General features: G+C 53.6%; 14 protein-coding genes. 1 reads left to right on the top strand and 13 read right to left on the bottom strand.

Annotated features, from left to right (window positions below):
- Nucleotides 1–2 precede the first annotated feature (2 nt).
- From MUB23_RS10160 to MUB23_RS10115, 10 genes are all read right to left on the bottom strand, one after another.
- On the bottom strand, nt 3–1208 hold the full coding sequence (locus MUB23_RS10160) for a type II secretion system F family protein (RefSeq protein ID WP_244800372.1): 1206 nt from the start codon (nt 1206–1208) through the stop codon (nt 3–5).
- Between the two features lie 15 nt (nt 1209–1223).
- Nucleotides 1224–1391, bottom strand: coding sequence for a hypothetical protein (locus MUB23_RS10155; RefSeq protein ID WP_244800371.1), 168 nt, complete (start codon nt 1389–1391; stop codon nt 1224–1226).
- A gap of 21 nt (nt 1392–1412) precedes the next feature.
- A complete protein-coding gene (locus MUB23_RS10150; RefSeq protein WP_244800370.1) occupies nt 1413–1991 on the bottom strand; it encodes a prepilin peptidase in 579 nt (192 codons plus the stop codon).
- 104 nt (nt 1992–2095) lie between these two features.
- Entirely contained in the window at nt 2096–2551 is a 456-nt protein-coding gene (locus MUB23_RS10145; RefSeq protein ID WP_244800369.1) for a hypothetical protein, read from the bottom strand.
- 81 nt (nt 2552–2632) lie between these two features.
- Complete coding sequence (locus MUB23_RS10140) at nt 2633–3058, bottom strand: type II secretion system protein (protein WP_244800368.1); 426 nt, start codon at nt 3056–3058, stop codon at nt 2633–2635.
- A gap of 79 nt (nt 3059–3137) precedes the next feature.
- Nucleotides 3138–3641, bottom strand: coding sequence for a type II secretion system protein (locus MUB23_RS10135; RefSeq protein WP_244800367.1), 504 nt, complete (start codon nt 3639–3641; stop codon nt 3138–3140).
- Nucleotides 3638–4003 (bottom strand): type IV pilus modification PilV family protein, encoded by a 366-nt coding sequence (locus tag MUB23_RS10130; protein WP_244800366.1) that lies wholly within the window; start codon nt 4001–4003, stop codon nt 3638–3640. The genes MUB23_RS10135 and MUB23_RS10130 overlap by 4 nt, the downstream gene beginning before the upstream one ends.
- Nucleotides 4000–4749: a hypothetical protein gene (locus tag MUB23_RS10125; RefSeq protein WP_244800365.1), complete on the bottom strand. Its 750-nt coding sequence runs from the start codon at nt 4747–4749 to the stop codon at nt 4000–4002. The genes MUB23_RS10130 and MUB23_RS10125 overlap by 4 nt, the downstream gene beginning before the upstream one ends.
- The gene (locus MUB23_RS10120) at nt 4742–9136 is read right to left on the bottom strand and encodes a type II secretion system protein (protein ID WP_244800364.1); all 4395 of its coding nucleotides are present in this window, start codon (nt 9134–9136) and stop codon (nt 4742–4744) included. Before MUB23_RS10120 ends, MUB23_RS10125 begins: the two co-directional genes overlap by 8 nt.
- Nucleotides 9137–9160: 24 nt before the next feature.
- On the bottom strand, nt 9161–10024 hold the full coding sequence (locus MUB23_RS10115) for a type II secretion system protein (RefSeq protein WP_244800363.1): 864 nt from the start codon (nt 10022–10024) through the stop codon (nt 9161–9163).
- Nucleotides 10025–10364: 340 nt separating this feature from the next.
- On the opposite strand from MUB23_RS10115, the gene MUB23_RS10110 reads away from it, so the two are divergent.
- Nucleotides 10365–12812: an ATP-binding cassette domain-containing protein gene (locus MUB23_RS10110; protein WP_244800362.1), complete on the top strand. Its 2448-nt coding sequence runs from the start codon at nt 10365–10367 to the stop codon at nt 12810–12812.
- Between the two features lie 98 nt (nt 12813–12910).
- Here the strand turns inward: MUB23_RS10110 and MUB23_RS10105 are convergent, their stop codons facing one another.
- The 3 genes from MUB23_RS10105 to truB form a co-directional block, all read right to left on the bottom strand.
- Nucleotides 12911–14230: an SH3 domain-containing protein gene (locus tag MUB23_RS10105; protein ID WP_244800361.1), complete on the bottom strand. Its 1320-nt coding sequence runs from the start codon at nt 14228–14230 to the stop codon at nt 12911–12913.
- Between the two features lie 77 nt (nt 14231–14307).
- On the bottom strand, nt 14308–15252 hold the full coding sequence (locus MUB23_RS10100; RefSeq protein WP_244800360.1) for a bifunctional riboflavin kinase/FAD synthetase: 945 nt from the start codon (nt 15250–15252) through the stop codon (nt 14308–14310).
- 95 nt (nt 15253–15347) lie between these two features.
- Nucleotides 15348–16232 carry a tRNA pseudouridine(55) synthase TruB gene (gene truB, locus MUB23_RS10095; protein WP_244800359.1) on the bottom strand — a complete coding sequence of 295 codons (885 nt, stop codon included), beginning with the start codon at nt 16230–16232 and terminating at the stop codon, nt 15348–15350.
- Between the last annotated feature and the right edge of the window lie 5 nt (nt 16233–16237).

Here is a 16237-nt window from a genome sequence, read left to right as displayed (position 1 = left end):
TCTCAGTGGTATGCGGACGCTTCGATACTGCCGTAGGAATTGTAGACCGGAAGGATCACGGAAATCATCACAAACCCTACGATCAAAGCCATCAAAATGATCATAACTGGTTCCAGGAAAGAGACCATCTTGTTGATGGCAATCTCCGATTCATAATCCAGCGTGTCCGCAATGGAATCCAGCATGCCGTCCAGGCTTCCGGTCTCCTCGCCGATCCGCACATTTTCCATCAGTTTGCGTACAAAACCGTCAATCCCGCCGATGGCGTCGGAAAGCTTTTCGCCGGACCGCACCTGGTCGATGGCCCGGTCAAACTGGGCCTCTATGTAGGCATTTCCCACCGTCTTTTTTCCGATCTGGAGCGCTGTCACGATCGGGATGCCCGATGAGTAGAGCGAACTCAGCGTGCGGGCGAAACGGGCCGTATAGATTACCTTCAACAGCTTTCCGATCAAAGGCATCCGGGTCTTGGTCCGGTCTTTCCAAAGTCGAACGGCCGGGATATGGAAAATCATCCGGATCAAAATCACCAGCCCGATCAACCCCAGAATCGCTGCGATCCAATGGTTCGAAAGAAAATCGCTGAGGCCCATAATCACTTTGGTCGGCAGAGGAAGGGATTCCATCTGGGCGAACATATCGGAAAACTGAGGGATCACAAAAGTAAAGATAAACGCCACCACCACCACAATCAGAAATCCCAAGATACACGGGTAGATCATGGCTCCGTGGACCTTGGAGCGGAGCCGGTAGTCCTTCTCATAGTGGGACGCCATCCGCATAGACACCTGATCCATGTTCCCGCTGGCTTCGGAGGAACGGGTCATATGGACCAGCAGCTGAGGAAAGGAATCCCCCTGCGCCTCCATGGCATCCGACAATGTATTGCCCTGGCGGACGCTGGCCAAGAGATTCTCATAGATTTTTCTCTGGTTCTCTTTCAACGCCTCTTCCTGGGAAACAATGCCGAGGGCCCGCACCAAAGAGACGCCGGCCGCCAGCAGCGTGCCGAGAGAACGGCAGAATTCCGCCAGCTGCTTTGGTTTCAGCTTTGGGGTTTTCTGCTTTTTTTCAGCCTCGGACCAGGAAATCACATAATAATTCTGTTCCTTCAGGCGGGCATAAAACCCGTTTTCATCCGGTGCCTCGATACTGCCTTTGACGGTTTTTCCTTCCGCCGTCTTGGCTTTATACTGATAGATCGCCATACTCTGACCTCCCGATTACCACCACAAGCTCCAATACCACGCCAGCAATGCTTCTCCCCAGAGCAGGGAGATTCCCATGCCGGCGCACAGAAAAGGGCCGAAGGCAAAATGATCCTTGCGCCCCAGTTTTTTCTTCGCCAATAAATAAGCCCCGTAGCCGCCGCCGGATAAAATCGCCAGCATCAAAGCAATCAGGACCAGTTTTCACCCCAAAAACAGGCCGGCCGCCGCGGTCAGTTTGATATCGCCGCCGCCAAAAGCCCCTGGAATCAAGAGGGTGAGCAGAAAAAGCGGCAGACTGACCACAACCGCCCCGATCAGCCGCGCCTTCCCATCAATTTCCGGAAAAATGAAAAACGCGAGCACACCGAGAAGGGCAATACCGATGGAGAATCCGTCCGGAATTTCCATGGTATCCGCATCGATCAAAGCCGTGGCCGTCAGCAGAAAAAGGAACCCAAAAGCCAAAATCGCTTTCGGGCTTCCCCCGTACTGCCAGAAACAAAGGCAGGCCAACGCCCCGCCGAAACCTTCCGTCAGGGTGTCTCTCACCGGGATTTTTTCGCCGCAGGTGCGGCATTTCCCCCGAAGGAAGAGAAAGCTGAAAATAGGAACCAGATCCCCGGCCGTCAGCTCCCGGCCGCAGGAAGGACACCGGCTTCTTCCGCGAAGAAAACTTTCTCCGCGCGGAATCCGGTAGATAATTACATTTAAAAAGGAATACAGGCAGGCACCAACGGCAAAAAGCAAACCATATAAAATAAGATACAATACAAAAACCATGGCTCCTCCCCTCCTTTCTTATTTTGTGTTTTGGCCATCGCCAGACGCAGCGAGAGACTTCCGCTCCTGCCGGGAACAAACAGCAGGCAAGGCGGCGTTTCCGGCTATTCTTCCGTCTGGCCTCCGGCCTTCATCTTTTGAAGACGGTTAACCTCCCAGGAAAGAGATTCCTCCCCCTCCCTCTCAAAGGTCACCAGATACTCCCCTTCCCGATACAGGAATTCCGCAGGCCGGTGGGCATCCGAATCCCACGAAAGCAGATACAGCTGGCCTTCACAGCCAGTCAGCTCCATAAGCTCCCTCTCGGTTTGGGAAGTGAGGCCACTCAGGCGGGTATGATCCGTCAGAGGGCTATTCTCGCCATAACTTTCCAGGCCTAAAAGGCGGAGCGCCAGCTCCACATTCTTTGCCTGGTTCAACACCGTTCTGGCTTCCGCCTGACGGCGGAAATGAGTGAACAGAGGAAGCACCAAAAGAGCAATCACACAGAGCGCCGCCAAAGTAATCAGCAGATGTGGGGTAAAGGGCAGACGGCGTTTTTTTGTGTCATCTCTTGCCATGGGTAGACTCCTCCGTTTCTTGGAAGTTTAGTAGGGCGGGCAGGCCCGTGGAACGGGCCTGCCGCGGGAAAATCAGGTTATTTACGTTGATGCTGTTACATCCTTGACATCTCCCCAAGTGCCACCTGTCATCGCTACCGTCTTAGTACCTTCGGTGTACGTCAGATTAACTACTTTACCTCCCGTAATCACAACACCAGTAACACTTCCCTCAGCCACCTCAGCCAAAGTAGTTACTTCCTTGAGCTCATCCGCTGTAAAACCACTAATCGTGGGGGTTTTCGCATACTTCTCCGAAGCAATCGTCTGCGCCGCCAGATAAGCTGTCCGCGCGTCGATCAGGATCTGTTTGTCCTTCGCCTTATCGATCCATTTTACCAGCGAAGGTACCAGAATCGCCATCAGGATCGCCAGAATAACCAGTACAACGATCAGCTCTACCAGGGTAAAACCTTTTTTGCTGCCGCGTTTTTCCTTCGCAGCTTTTGCTTTTGCAAATAAATTCATGTCTCATCCTCCAATCTTTTTGGTTCCCACATCTTAAATCTATCATAAAAAGGAAAATTCCCTTCCTATGCCTGTTCAGTTACTTCTTCCAATTATAACACCGAATGGTTCTCCCGTCTTCCCAAATAAATCCGTTTTGGTTTTGCAGGGTCAGACGGATCGTGATATTGGCCCCGTCCTGAGAAAATTTCAGTTCGGTGATCTCATTTCCCATATAGACTTTTTCCGCCAGCGGCCGCACCGCTCCGGGAGTGGAGACATTCTCCACATAGTCAAAGACCAATCTTCCGTCCTCCGCCCGGATCTTTACGATCCGGCCTTCCTTGTCCTGGAACTGGATGGATCCTTCTTCGATGCTCCACTTGTCCTCATTGTACCGCATGGATACCAAAGGCTCGGAAATCGTGTTCAGCAAAGTATCGGACAGAGTCTGGGCATCGGCCTGGGCGGATACCCTGGCCTGGATCCGAAGAAAACTTCCGATCACCGTGGACGCCGCCACCAGAAAAATTCCAATCAGGGCAAAGCTGACAATCAGCTCCACCAGCGTATAGCCGGCCCGTCGGTTCCCTCGCTTTTTCATGGGCTCACCTCCGGCGGCGGGGCAAAATAGTACAGAGCGTATTCCTCTTCTTCCCCTTTGTTCTCCGTGTAGGTCATCACTTCGCCGGAGACCACAAAATCACTTCCATCCGCCGCTTTCAGCCGGAATAAAATCGGATTTCCGGAACCGTCCGAATCATAGTAGGGATCCCGCGCTCCGCTTCCGCCGAGATAATAATTCTCCGCTGCCTGCCGTCCCTTCTGCCGCAGCAGCCGGGCCGTCTCCGCAGCTTTGAGGGATGTCAGCATCGTGGTCGTGAACATAGCGATTCCGATCATCAGCACGGCAAAGGCAACGATGACCGACACCAGGGAGGATCCGCTTTTCGCATTCTTCTTCATGTCTCTCTCCCCTCCACTTCCCACTGCCATGTGATCTGAGGGGCCGAACCGGCGCCCTCCGACTTCAGGAGGACCTGCGGGCGGTAAGTGGTTTTCAGGCGGTACGAGGTCTCCCCTTTCTCCGCCGTCACCAGCGTCATCAGCCGCACATTTCCATGATATGCCAAAGCCCGGTAATATTCCCAGTCGGAGCTGTGGCTGTCTTCTTGCGCTTTCCTCTGTTTTTCGAGATACGCGGCGTTTCCCTCCAGATAAACTTTCACCTGCATGGTGTAGCCGTTAACATTCAATACATCGCTGTCGGAGATCATCAGCTCGTATTCGACCGCCGATTTCTCGGCTTCTTTTTCCGCCTTCTGCTGTTCCTCCAGGCTGACCCCTGTCGTATTCATGGTCGTATTGTCATAGAAAGGAATCCCGGCGCTGGTTCCATCCTCCAAGCGGGACCTTAGGGAACGCATGGCAAAATAGCGCAGTGCCTCTCTATCTTTTTCCGGCCAGCTGCTCTCCACCAGCCATTTTTCTCCGACTGTGTCCTTCTCCAGCAGGTCGCTGAACGATTCCGCCAGAATCCGGCATCGGTCAAAGGCCGCACTCTTTTTCGCAGTGCCGACTACGGAAGAGGCTGCAAACAGCATGGTCAGGGACAAAGCCAGCAAAACCGCCATTACGCAGAGCACGACAATCATCGCCGCCCCGCGGGTATTGGAATCTGGATGCGGCCTGGATTTTTTCTTCTCAGCCATCTAAACCGCCTCCTTCCTGTATTCCGCTCTGCATAGAAGGGGACGCCTCTTCACTGGGAGCGGAAGAAGACCCCTGCAAAGGGATAGAGCTTCCCGTGGAAGAAGGATCCTGCGATGGAGTGGAACTGCTTGTGGAGGAGGACTCCGATCCGGATGTATTTTCCTCCCCGCTCTCCTCCGGTCCCTGACTTTCAGACGACGCAGCGGTGTCCGAGCTTTCGGGAACCGCAGAAGTTCCGGCTTCAGCAGTACTCTCCGGAGAACCGGAGGGTTCCTGTGTGGATGATTCCCCGGAAGGTTTCTGTGTCACATCCGGGGCCCCAGGCGTTTCCGGAAGCGAGTAATTGCTTACCAGCAGATACAGATAGGGGTCGATCTGGTCAAACACTTCCCGGTTGCTCACCGCCTGGCCGGTGCCCTCCCAGGCCCACAGGTGCGGATGAATCTCCATTCCGGCTACTTTGCTTCCCGGCTTCCCGCGGTAATCGCCGCGGTAGGTCTGATCCGGATCCTGACGGACGTCCAGGGGAATGCCGGCGCCGTAATCCCGGACGGCCTGCTGATCATCGGACGGGTTGAAGCGGACGCTCCAGATCCCGGAGTTAATGAGCCATCCGGATGTGGTCGCCTGAAAGGATATCTTTAATTGGTCCATACCGGCGGAAGGGGCAAATCTTATTCCGCTGACCCCGTGGGAAGAACCGTTCGCCTGTCCGCATGTACCATCATAAATTTTTTCGAAGGTTCCCTCGTTTCCGCCCCAAATTTCAAATTCATATTCTTTGGTAAACCGGGATAAAATAGCGCTCCCGAATCTCCAATCAACTTGAAGACTCTCCAGCTCAACCGTATCCGAAAATGTAAAAGTGATCTCGTAGGACTTGGCGGAAGTATCATCAATCCAATAAAAATAATTTCCCGACGGCGTAAGCATCCGATCCTTTGCATATGGATTGTTTGTATTGAGAAAACTCTCATAAAACCAATTCCACTTCGGGGCAGGGGCGTCGATCTCAATCACTCGAATCTCATTCTCCGGCTCGACGAAATAATAATTATCCTGATCGGAAACGAGATCTTCTTTCTTACGGGTCTGTTCCGCCTGAACCGTGTACCGCGTAATCGGATACTTCACATCCGATACCCCGTAACAGTCTAAAATGCTGGTCTCCGCCTTCAAGCTTTCCATCCGGTACCCCAGGATCCCGCTGAATTCAAATTCCGGCAGTTTCTCCGCGGCAGTCTCCGCCGGCTCCACCAGCGCCTCCAGCGGCTTTCCGTAATTCCGGCACTGACGGATGGTCAAAGATCCTTCCGTCGTTTGGCCTCCGACGATCCCTGCGCTGGCGGAGCCGCCTGTGATATTCATTCGGTTCACACAGGAAGAGACTTCGCCATCGCCGGTCCAGCTTCCCACGATTCCTCCCAGCTCCTGACCGGAAAATCCTGTCAAGCTGCCGTCAGAATCACAGGCAAGAACCTGTTTGGAATTATCCTCCACCGCTCCGGCAATGCCTCCGGCGCTGTAGCCAGGAGAGTTGGTTTCGTTTTGAATGGATCCTTGATAAGAACAGCCGCTGATGGTTCCATAACTGCTGCCGGCAATGCCGCCCACCGTGGAGCCTTCCTGGGCGTTCAATTCCACCTCCTGGGCCGTGCAATCGGAGATGGTTTCGTGGCTGTAACCACTGATTCCGCCCACCGCCATACTGTTCCCCACGGCAATTTTACTGTCTTGGATCCGGCAGCCTGTGATATCTCCCCAGCTTTCTCCTGCGATCCCGCCGACATTTCCCGTGGTCTTCGTGGCAATCTCCCCCTGATACGTACAACTGGTGATTTCATCCATCGCCATACCTGCGATGCCTCCCAGCCCTTTTCCTCCTTCCAGGAAAATGTTTCCCCAGTAAGAGCTTTCACTTAACTTACCCTGGCAAACGCCTGCCAGGCCTCCTACGGAACCGGCGAACCCATTTTTTACGGTAAATTCCGCAGGTTCTTCTTCGCTGCCGACTGCGCACTGACTCAATTCCTGATTGGCGGCTGCCGCGATGCCTCCGGCCTGATTCGCCGATTCCGCCTCTGCGGTTCCCAGATAAGAACACTGGATTACGTTTCCATTGGCTTCGCCAGCCACTCCGCCAAACATCTGCGCAGACGTCACTAGAATGGATCCTTTAAAAGAACATTCCCTGATATCCAGCTGCGCCGTTCCGGCGATTCCTCCCAAATAATCCGCAGAATTTGTTTCCAGATTTCCTTCGAAGGAACACTGAATCAGTCCGCCTCCCACGGTCCCTGCGATTCCTCCGATCTGCTGTGCCGATTCCGACTCCACCAGCAAGTCGCCATAATAGGAACAAAGCTCTGCCGTCCCGGTCACAGAACCCAAAATACCACCGGCAAGTTTCGCTTCCTCCCCCACCGACAGGCTTCCCCAATATTCGCAGTTTTTCGCGCTGCCGCGGGAAACTCCGACAACACCGCCGACAGCAGCCCCGGCATTGTTCCGGTCCACACTGTCCACCTCAAGGGTAACAGGGTTTTCCTTATCGCCCAAACGGCAATTTTCCACATTCTTTTCCAGGACCCCGGCGATTCCACCAACGCCGCTTCCGGCGCCCATTACCGTCAGTTCCCCCTGAAACGTGCAACCGGCAATGTCTTCCTTCCCATATCCCACAATTCCGCCGGCAGTGCCCTGGACGCCCAGAGAGAAAATCCCATCCACCTTGCAGTTGGTAATCGTGGTATCGCTCGTCCCGGCAATTCCGCCCAGATTGGTAATCGCATAATAAGCATCCTCGGAAACCATGGTTACCGAGACCTGCTGTGCCGTAATATTTTCGATTACACCGGTGTTATACCCGCAGACGAGACCGGCATCATTGACAAATTCCGGCCGCAATGTGCTGTTTTTCAGCGTCAGATTCCGAATTTCACCTTTATTTTCTCCGAACAGGCCGCTCTTTTCCACCGCATTTTCCTGTGTCGCCTCGCTCAGCGGCCGGCTCGACCCGAAACAAAAGTCCGCCAGTATCTGAACCGCCTCCGGCTGGTAAGAAGAGCCTGCATTTAAAACCGGAATGGTCGGGAAGGCTGCGCCGGAGTCCGCGGTCACAATACCGCAGGCGTCGTAGACATACCCGGCTGTCAAAAGACCGTTTTCCCCGCCCCAGGATAAATCCGTCTTCTGAATATAGGAATGCTGCGTCCCGCCTGCTTCCAAAAAACGAAGGTTAAACAAATGTCTTACATTTTCCACCTGATATTCACGGATCTCTTCCTTGCTGGAGCTCCCCAAAACCGGCTGCTCCCAGGTGGCCGTGGTGGCGCTCATTCCCGATACCACTCCCTCCGCCGAGGCGGAAACAGTGGCCAGAATCCGCTGGGAGGGCTCTAAGCCCAGCCGCATGATACTGTAAGTTCCGTCGTATGCGCTGCTCTCCTTATTGCCCGCATCCTGCTGCCTGGCTGCCGCCAGATCCACAGAATCCAGCACCAGCATGATCTTGCCGTCCTTTTTTGCCGCCCGGCAGGCAAAGGTCTTTTCCGTCCCGTCCTGCCAGGTCACAGTGCAGTCCGTCGAGGCCAGCGCCGGCGTTTCGTCCGCCAGATACGTGCCGTCAAACTGAATCGTTACCTTCGGGCTGTATGTCGTCTCCTGGAACAACGCCACCTGATACCGATACTGTTCCGCCGGCAATTTCCCATCCACGGTCCAGAGCAGGCGAAGTTCCTCCCCATTGCTCCACTCCACGGACGTCACATCCACCGAGTCTCCGGCATCCGGAATTTCCTCCGGCGCCGAAGCACTGTAATAGCCAAGGATATATTTCTGCCGCAGACTGTCCCAGTCCTCCTCCGCGCGCCCGGACACGCCAAGAACGCCGCTTCTTAAACCGGCGGAGAGAGGATTTTCATCAAATCGGTCCGCCCGGTCGCTATAGCAGACAGAAAGAACGGCTCCCGTATCCGGATTAAACTCCAGCCGGATCGCCGCATCCCAGACTGCCTCCAGGTAGACATAGTCTTTCAGAATTTGATAGAGAAGATTTGTTTCCAAATCATCCCCCTTTTTGATCTCCAGGTAATACCAATCGCCCGGCTCGCCTGCCGTGCCGGAGCTCACTTTATGTTCCGGGGTTTTCACCTTCTCAGCCAGCTCCTTTAAACCCCCGCCCGACTGATAATAGGACAACGCAGACTGGGCCGAGCTGAACAGGGTCCTGGCGTACTCGTTATTCTGCTTATACATCGAGAAATGCTGATATTTCACGATCGCACCGGCTCCCACCGACAGCAGAATCACAAGAATCACGCCGACCACAATCATCTCGACCAGGGTAAAACCCTTTGTTCGATTTTTGTCCTGCGGTTGTCTCATAATAGCCTCTTTTATTTCACTTTCTTACTCTGGCCGCCAGTTCCCAGGCGACTGCAATTCATGCCAATCCGCACCCGTGGGGGGCCAGCTGATCCAGCTTCCGCCGGCCGCATAGTATTTCCCCTGGTAAAAAGCCACCGACCCAGTTTTTACTTTATGTTTTTGTTCCTCAAAACGTTCTGCGCTGTCGAGGATCGGATCCACATCCAGTACCCACATGGAACCATGATTATCCCTCGGCAATTTAGAAACTTCGTCTTTATTCTTGATTGCCCCAGACCAGAAGCTGGTGTTATTGGTGATGCAGATAAACCCTGTCTCATCGTAAAATACACTCCAGGCAGGTAAAGTTACCGTTCGGTCAAATTCATATTTTTTGCAATATTCATACAGCTCCCGGTAACTTCCCCCCAACACCTCCAACCCCTCCTCCGGCGTTGTTGGCTGGGGCTCCGTGCTCTCCTCTTCCTCCGGCGTGGTCTCCGGTTCCGTCGGAAGATCTCCCGGCCGGTCCGGTTCGCCCTTTTCCACCGTTTCCGCCTCCCCCGGAGCGGCGGCATCCTTCCCATGGATGCTACAGACCACGGTATCGGCATCCGCTGCCGAATAAACGCCTCCGGACGGGCAGGTAATCTCTTTCCCGTCCTCACCGGCCAATATCTCACTCACCGTGGTTTCCGGTTTTCGGATTCTCGCTGCGGAAAGCTGCAGCACCAATGCTTTGCGGTTCGCTTCGCATTCCTTCGCTTTACTTTGTTCCAGATATCCAATAAAGGAAGGAATCAAGACAGCCGCCAATATTGCCATCATCGTACAGACAACGATAACTTCTACCAGCGTGAACCCGTCCTGATCCCTTCGCGCCTTCTCTATTCCTTTTGGTCTCATCTCACAGCCTCATCCGGCCTCCAAAAGCCGTCATGCCATCCCTTCCGCATCCATTCGAATCGAATACAAAAAAGGAAAATCTGTTTTTAGTCCGATACTGTTAGACTCAGCATAACACAAAACGTAAAAAGCTTCAATGCAATTCTTCTTCCAATGGGTGGTATTCCGAACAATTTTAAAAGTGTATTGGCTGATCGTCTTTATTTTGGATACGATTGTGCAAATTGTATTCTCTACTATCTTTTTATTTACCAACTCTTGTTCTATAATAAAAAGACACTACTCAAATATGAATTTGCCGTCCGCACGATCCGGCAAATTCTCCGGCAAGGAGGACTTTGTGAACAATATTGAAATCACCGGTGCATACGAGGGCAACCTAAAAAACATCTCCCTGACCATTCCCAAAAATCAACTCGTCGTCTTTACCGGACTATCTGGCTCCGGCAAATCCACTCTGCTGATCGATGTTCTGTTCAACGAATGCCAGCGGCAATATCTGGAGGCAATGGCATTTCAAGGGATTCACAAACCGAAGATGGAACGAATCCGGGGAGCGTCGCCTGCGATTGTCATCTCCCAGACGTACGGAAATCAAAACCCCAGGTCCACAGTGGGAACCATGACGGACGTCTACACTGACCTGCGGATGATTTACGAAAAGTTGGGAGTCCGCGCCTGTCCTTACTGCGGGGCAATCATCTCCTCCGCGGACTGCAAAGAGGAAACCAAAAAGAAGGGCCAGGATTTCCATGTTTATATGTACTGCGATCACTGCGGAAGGAGAATGGACAAGATCACCCGCACTAATTTTTCCTTTAATACCAAAGAAGGCGCTTGTCCCGCCTGCGAAGGCTTGGGAAACATTCACATTATAAAAAAAGAACAGGTGATCCAGGAAGACCTGCCGCTGGAAGAAGGCGCCGTGAGTTATTGGGAAAAGCAGTACGGCCAGTATCAAACCTCGATTTTGTACAAAGCTTTCCGGCATTACGGCCTTCCGGACGCCGCCCATCTCCCGGTCCGGCAGTGGAGCAAGATCCAGCGGGAGATCCTGTTCCATGGTGTAGAGTGCGAGGCGGTCCGCCAGGCATTTCCCGATCAAAAGCCGCCGAAAAACACGATGGCGGGAAAGTTCGAAGGTGTCTTTCCGATCTTGCGGCGGCGTTTGGCGGATAAAACAAAAGACGCTGCTCAGCTTAGCCCCTACTATGATGTGACGGAATGTCCCGAATGCCATGGGGAGCGCCTCTGCGAGCAGAGCAGAAATGTGACCGTGTCCCATGTCCGTCTGCCGGAACTCTCCGTTGTATCGCTGGAAAGACTTGTTCAGTGGGTGCGGGAACTGCGGGCGTCTCTGCCCCCGCGGCATCTGGAACTGGTACGCGCGTACCTGACGGATATGGAAACAAAGCTGGACCGCTATCTTCGCGTCGGACTCGGTTACCTAACCTTGGACCGTACAATCCTGACACTGTCCGGCGGGGAATTGCAGCGCCTGCGCCTCGCCGCCACCGTGGACTCCGAGTTATCCGGTATCATCTACCTTTTGGACGAGCCCACGGCCGGACTTCATCCGAAGGATACCGCCGGCTTGGTGGTCATTTTGAAAAAATTGCGTGATCTGGGAAATACCGTGATTGTCATCGAACACGACATGGACATCATGGCATCCGCAGATTACCTGGTGGATATGGGACCCGGATCCGGGAAGTTCGGAGGTGAGATTCTGGCGTGCGGGACGCTGGAAGAAATCAAGAATGAGGAGACATCGCTGACCGGAGCCTATCTCAAAAATCCCCCGGCTGGGAAATCCAGATTCCGGAAAGGCGGCGGGATCCTCCGCGTTGAAAACGCCAGCCGGTACAATCTGAAAAATCTGACGGTGGAAATCCCGACAGGCTGCCTCATTTCCGTCACCGGCCCATCCGGTTCCGGCAAGTCGACTCTGATCTTTGAAGTGCTGGCCAGAGGGAACGCCGGATCGTTAAGGAATCGAGTCATCGGTCTAGATGCCTTTGATCAGGTGGTGGAAATCGGACAAGCGCCAATCACAAAGATGAAACGCTCCAATGTGGCAACCTACTCAGAGGTCTACACAGAAATCCGCTCCGTTATGGCCAAGAGCAGCGCTGCCAAAGAAGCCGGATTGACCGCGAAACACTTCTCCTTCAACACGCCTGGAGGCAGATGCGAAAACTGTGAGGGCCTGGGCTACGTGGATAACTCCATGCTGTTTTTCGCCGACACAAGGGTAGTTTGTCCGGTCTGCGGAGGAAATCAATTTCAGCCGCAGGTTCTGGACGTATTGTATCAGGGACTTTCCATCAAGGATATCCTGAACCTCTCCGTGGAGGAAGCCATCCAAGTATTCACCGGCCAGCCCCGGATCCTTCGGATTCTCCGGATTCTGGCAGACGCCGGTCTGGGGTATTTGCAGCTGGGTCAATCCCTCACTACGTTATCCGGCGGGGAGTGCCAGCGCTTGAAGCTTGCCAGGGAACTGATTAGCAGTTCCCCAGAAAAAAGGAGTTTGTACCTGATGGATGAACCGACCACCGGCCTTCACCCCCAGGACATCAAACATTTCCTGGCGCTTTTGGACCGCATGGTGGACGCCGGGAATACGGTCATTGTGGTGGAACACAACCAGCAGCTGATCAAAAACAGCGATTGGGTGATTGATCTCGGTCCGGAAGGCGGGGAAAAGGGAGGCCGCCTGATCTTTCAGGGCACCCCGGAACAGCTTCGGGCGGCCCCGGACAGTATTACGGCAAAATATCTGTAAAGAAGAAGGTATTCCTATTAATTAAAATACACGCCGCACGGTCATCATTGGCCGGGCGGCGTGTTTCATCATTTCAATATCATTTTTCCTTCAAAAGATCAATCGTCCAAGAACGTTACGGCCTTCACCGGCGTCCGGTAATCCCACTCGGTGATCGTAATTCCGCGGCGCTTGCTTCTGGCCTGGATTACCTGCCCGTCGCCGATATACATGGCGACATGGTTGATGGTTCCGTTCTTTGCATAGAAGATCAAATCACCCTTCTTCAAATTCGAGAAGCTGATCTTCTTTCCTTCCTGGGCTTGTGAACCGGTATAGTGGCTCATATAAATGCCGAAGTGCTCGTAAACCTTCATCGTAAATCCGGAGCAATCCACGCCGTTGGTCAGGCTCTCGCCGCCCCACACGTACCGGTTTCCTAAGAACTGCATCGCATAGTTTACGATCTGGCTTCTCAGGGACTGCTCTTTCTTCTCTTCTTCCTCCTCCGGCGTAAAGTGAATCGCCGTGTTCAGCGTATAGCGTACGCTGACAAGGGAAGGATCGCTGACGATATATCCGGTGGAACTGTCCAGCTCGATCTCATACCAGCCGTCCAGCTCCTGAACCACGTCAAACTGTTCATGGTTATCCACCTGGGTCCAGATCGCAGATTCGGTATTCGGCTCCGAACGGACATTCAGTGTGTCGGTCAAAATCAAGGCCCGCTTTTCCGCGGCTTCTTTGCCCTGCTGTCTCGCATCGTCTCCGGTCAGGATATAGTCGGCATAGACATAACCTTCGATGGATCCGGATTTGATCTTGTACCAATATCCGTCATCCTTCTCTACAGTGTCCAATATCTCGCAGGCATAGTTATTCAGCATCTTGCCGATGATCTTGCCGCTGGTACCGGCTTCTTCCCGCACATTCAGATAAGAATATCCGGCGTCCGCCAAACCAAGTTTTTCATACTTGTCCACTGCTGCCTGGCGCTGCTGTTCCTCCGTGTCCACCGGTTCCGCCGCCGTCTCAGGCGCTGCGGTTGTCTCCGGGGCCGATGTCTCCGGCGCCGCCGTGGTTTCGGGAGCCGCCGTCTCTGCCGGCTGCGCCGCTTCCGTCTCCGGCTCAGTCTGAGGTTCCGTCTCCGGTTCCGTGGTCACTTGTTTCTCCGCCACGCCGACAATCGCCAATTTCTGGCCCTGCGCCTGCTTTTCCGGTACGGTTGGCGCCGGCTGTGTCTGCGGCTGACTCTCCGCTTTTGTATGGTTTGTTCCGGCCGTATCGCCGGTGTAACCGCTGATCACTGCAGCGGCTCCGCCGATGACCAGAGAATTTTCATTGGCAGGCTTGTCCGCCGCCAGGACAATCTGTCCGGCCGCCAAACAGGCACTTAAGGTAATTAAGACTCCCAGCTGTTTTTTTCCTCGCCGAGTCAAATTCACACCCCCAGCTCATTTATTACAGATTTGTTACATTTGTTACATACCAATGATAACAGGTATCCTTCCCTTTGTCAACCTCCCAATTTATTTTTTCCAAGAGATTCCAAGATCCGCTTTGCTTCCTGCTCGTCGGAAAGGATCTGACCCTTTAATTCTTCCACCGACGAAAATTTTTTCTCCGGCCTTAAAAATTCCAGAAATTCCACTCTGGCTTCTTCTCCGTAAACATCCCTGGAAAAGTCAAACAAATAGGTTTCCACCCCCACCGGCCGCTCCCCGTCGATAGTCGGTTTCCGGCCCACATTGGCCACGCCGAAATAGATCCCCCCGACAATCGAGATTCGCGCCAGATAGACGCCGGACTTCGGCATCAGCTGTTCTTCGGGAGCGCATTGATTGATGGTTGGAACGCCCAGCGTCCGTCCCAGGCGCTTTCCGTGAACCACCGGCCCGCGGACACCGTAGCAATAGCCCAGCATCCGGTTGGCCTCCCGAATCTGTCCCTGCCGGAGGCAATCCTTAATCCGGGAACTGCTGACTGCCTCCTCGTGGTAAAGCTCTTTTTCCACCACCGTCAAAGAGTAGCCGAACGCGCCTGCCATTTCCTGAAGCAGCCCCACGTTTCCGCGGCCTCCGTAGCCAAAATGGCAGTCCGGCCCGACCACGATCTCCGAAGCACGGCACTGGCCGGTCAGGACATTTTCCAGAAAATCCAGAGGCGCCATGCGCCTGACCTGGTCGGTAAAAGGATATTCAATCAAAACGCCGGCTCCCAAGGATTCGGCCAGACGTATCTTTTCCATTCTAGTGGTCAGGCAGTCCCCTGTTCGCCCCGACAAATAGCTCTGAGGAGAAATCGCAAAGGTAAATACAACCAAGTCTTCTCCCTTTTGTTTGAGTTTCGCTGCGCGGCGCAGCAGTTTTCGGTGGCCCTGATGGAAACCGTCAAATTTTCCCAACGTTACAATCGAAGGATTTTCCAGCCGAAAATCCGTGGTATCATGAATGTATTTCACCATTTTCTCCCTAATCCGCTGGTTTATATTCTCTGTTTAAAGACCAAAGTGTGTGCGGAGCGTTTTTGTTTCATAGGGAATTCCAAAGGAATTTCTTATGAAACAAAAAACAGTTTTCGGGGCTTTAAAACCCCCTCCTCCGGAAGATAGCGGTAGATCCCCACAAAATTCCCAAAGGAATCCCAGACCCGATACTCCCCGGCTTCCAAAGAGCCGCCGCAGATTTGCAGAGGGTTCCCATTCCTCAAAACCTTCTCCTGAGCTTCCTCGCAGCGGTACTCCGGCAAGTGATCAAACATCCGCTCCACCGGCAGGATCTTTTCCGGCAATGTCCCGGCATCCCGCAGTTCCTCCACCTGGCTAAGGGTCAGCGCTTCTTCCAGCCGGAACCGGCCGGAGCGGGTGCGGATCAGCTCTTCCATGGCTCCGCCGCAGCCCAGGGCCTGTCCGATGTCATGGCACAGAGTGCGGATATAGGTGCCCTTGGAGCACGATACCGTCATTTCTACATGGGGCAGCTCCAACCGGTGAACCTCGATGGAAAAGATCTCCACCGCACGGGATCTCCGCTCCACGGTTTTCCCCTGCCGGGCCAGATCACAAAGTTTCTGCCCGTTCACTTTCAAAGCGGAATACATCGGCGGAATCTGCTCGTAGGGGCCAAGAAAAGAGAAAACTGTCTCTCTGACTTGTTCCAGCGTGCAGTTCACCGGCCGCTCGGCTAAAACCGTCCCGGTCATATCCTGGGTATCGGTCTCCGCTCCCAGACGCAGCACGGTTCGATATTCTTTGGTTGTATCCGTCAGCATATCGCAAAGCTTTGTCGCTTTCCCCAGACAAACCGGAAGCACGCCGACCGCATCCGGGTCCAGCGTGCCAGTATGTCCAATCTTTTTCTGTTTCAGAATGCCGCGGAGCTTTGCCACAACGTCATGGGACGTGAATCCCTTTTCCTTATATATATTAATAACTCCATCCATATTCG

Origin of the sequence: Cuneatibacter sp. NSJ-177 (genome assembly GCF_022867805.1) — a bacterium.
GTDB lineage: Bacteria > Bacillota > Clostridia > Lachnospirales > Lachnospiraceae > Pseudolachnospira.
The sequence above is the reverse complement of the archived record's forward strand: the minus strand, read 5'-3'. Positions and strand labels throughout refer to the sequence as shown.

Excerpts from the sequence above, each read along its gene's own strand:
- MUB23_RS10160 (WP_244800372.1), bottom strand. The coding sequence starts at position 1,208 with ATGGCGATCTATCAGTATAAAGCCAAGACGGCGGAAGGAAAAACCGTC.
- MUB23_RS10155 (WP_244800371.1), bottom strand. The coding sequence starts at position 1,391 with ATGCTGGCGATTTTATCCGGCGGCGGCTACGGGGCTTATTTATTGGCG.
- MUB23_RS10150 (WP_244800370.1), bottom strand. The coding sequence starts at position 1,991 with ATGGTTTTTGTATTGTATCTTATTTTATATGGTTTGCTTTTTGCCGTT.
- MUB23_RS10145 (WP_244800369.1), bottom strand. The coding sequence starts at position 2,551 with ATGGCAAGAGATGACACAAAAAAACGCCGTCTGCCCTTTACCCCACAT.
- MUB23_RS10140 (WP_244800368.1), bottom strand. The coding sequence starts at position 3,058 with ATGAATTTATTTGCAAAAGCAAAAGCTGCGAAGGAAAAACGCGGCAGC.
- MUB23_RS10135 (WP_244800367.1), bottom strand. The coding sequence starts at position 3,641 with ATGAAAAAGCGAGGGAACCGACGGGCCGGCTATACGCTGGTGGAGCTG.
- MUB23_RS10130 (WP_244800366.1), bottom strand. The coding sequence starts at position 4,003 with ATGAAGAAGAATGCGAAAAGCGGATCCTCCCTGGTGTCGGTCATCGTT.
- MUB23_RS10125 (WP_244800365.1), bottom strand. The coding sequence starts at position 4,749 with ATGGCTGAGAAGAAAAAATCCAGGCCGCATCCAGATTCCAATACCCGC.
- MUB23_RS10120 (WP_244800364.1), bottom strand. The coding sequence starts at position 9,136 with ATGAGACAACCGCAGGACAAAAATCGAACAAAGGGTTTTACCCTGGTC.
- MUB23_RS10115 (WP_244800363.1), bottom strand. The coding sequence starts at position 10,024 with ATGAGACCAAAAGGAATAGAGAAGGCGCGAAGGGATCAGGACGGGTTC.
- truB (WP_244800359.1), bottom strand. The coding sequence starts at position 16,232 with ATGGATGGAGTTATTAATATATATAAGGAAAAGGGATTCACGTCCCAT.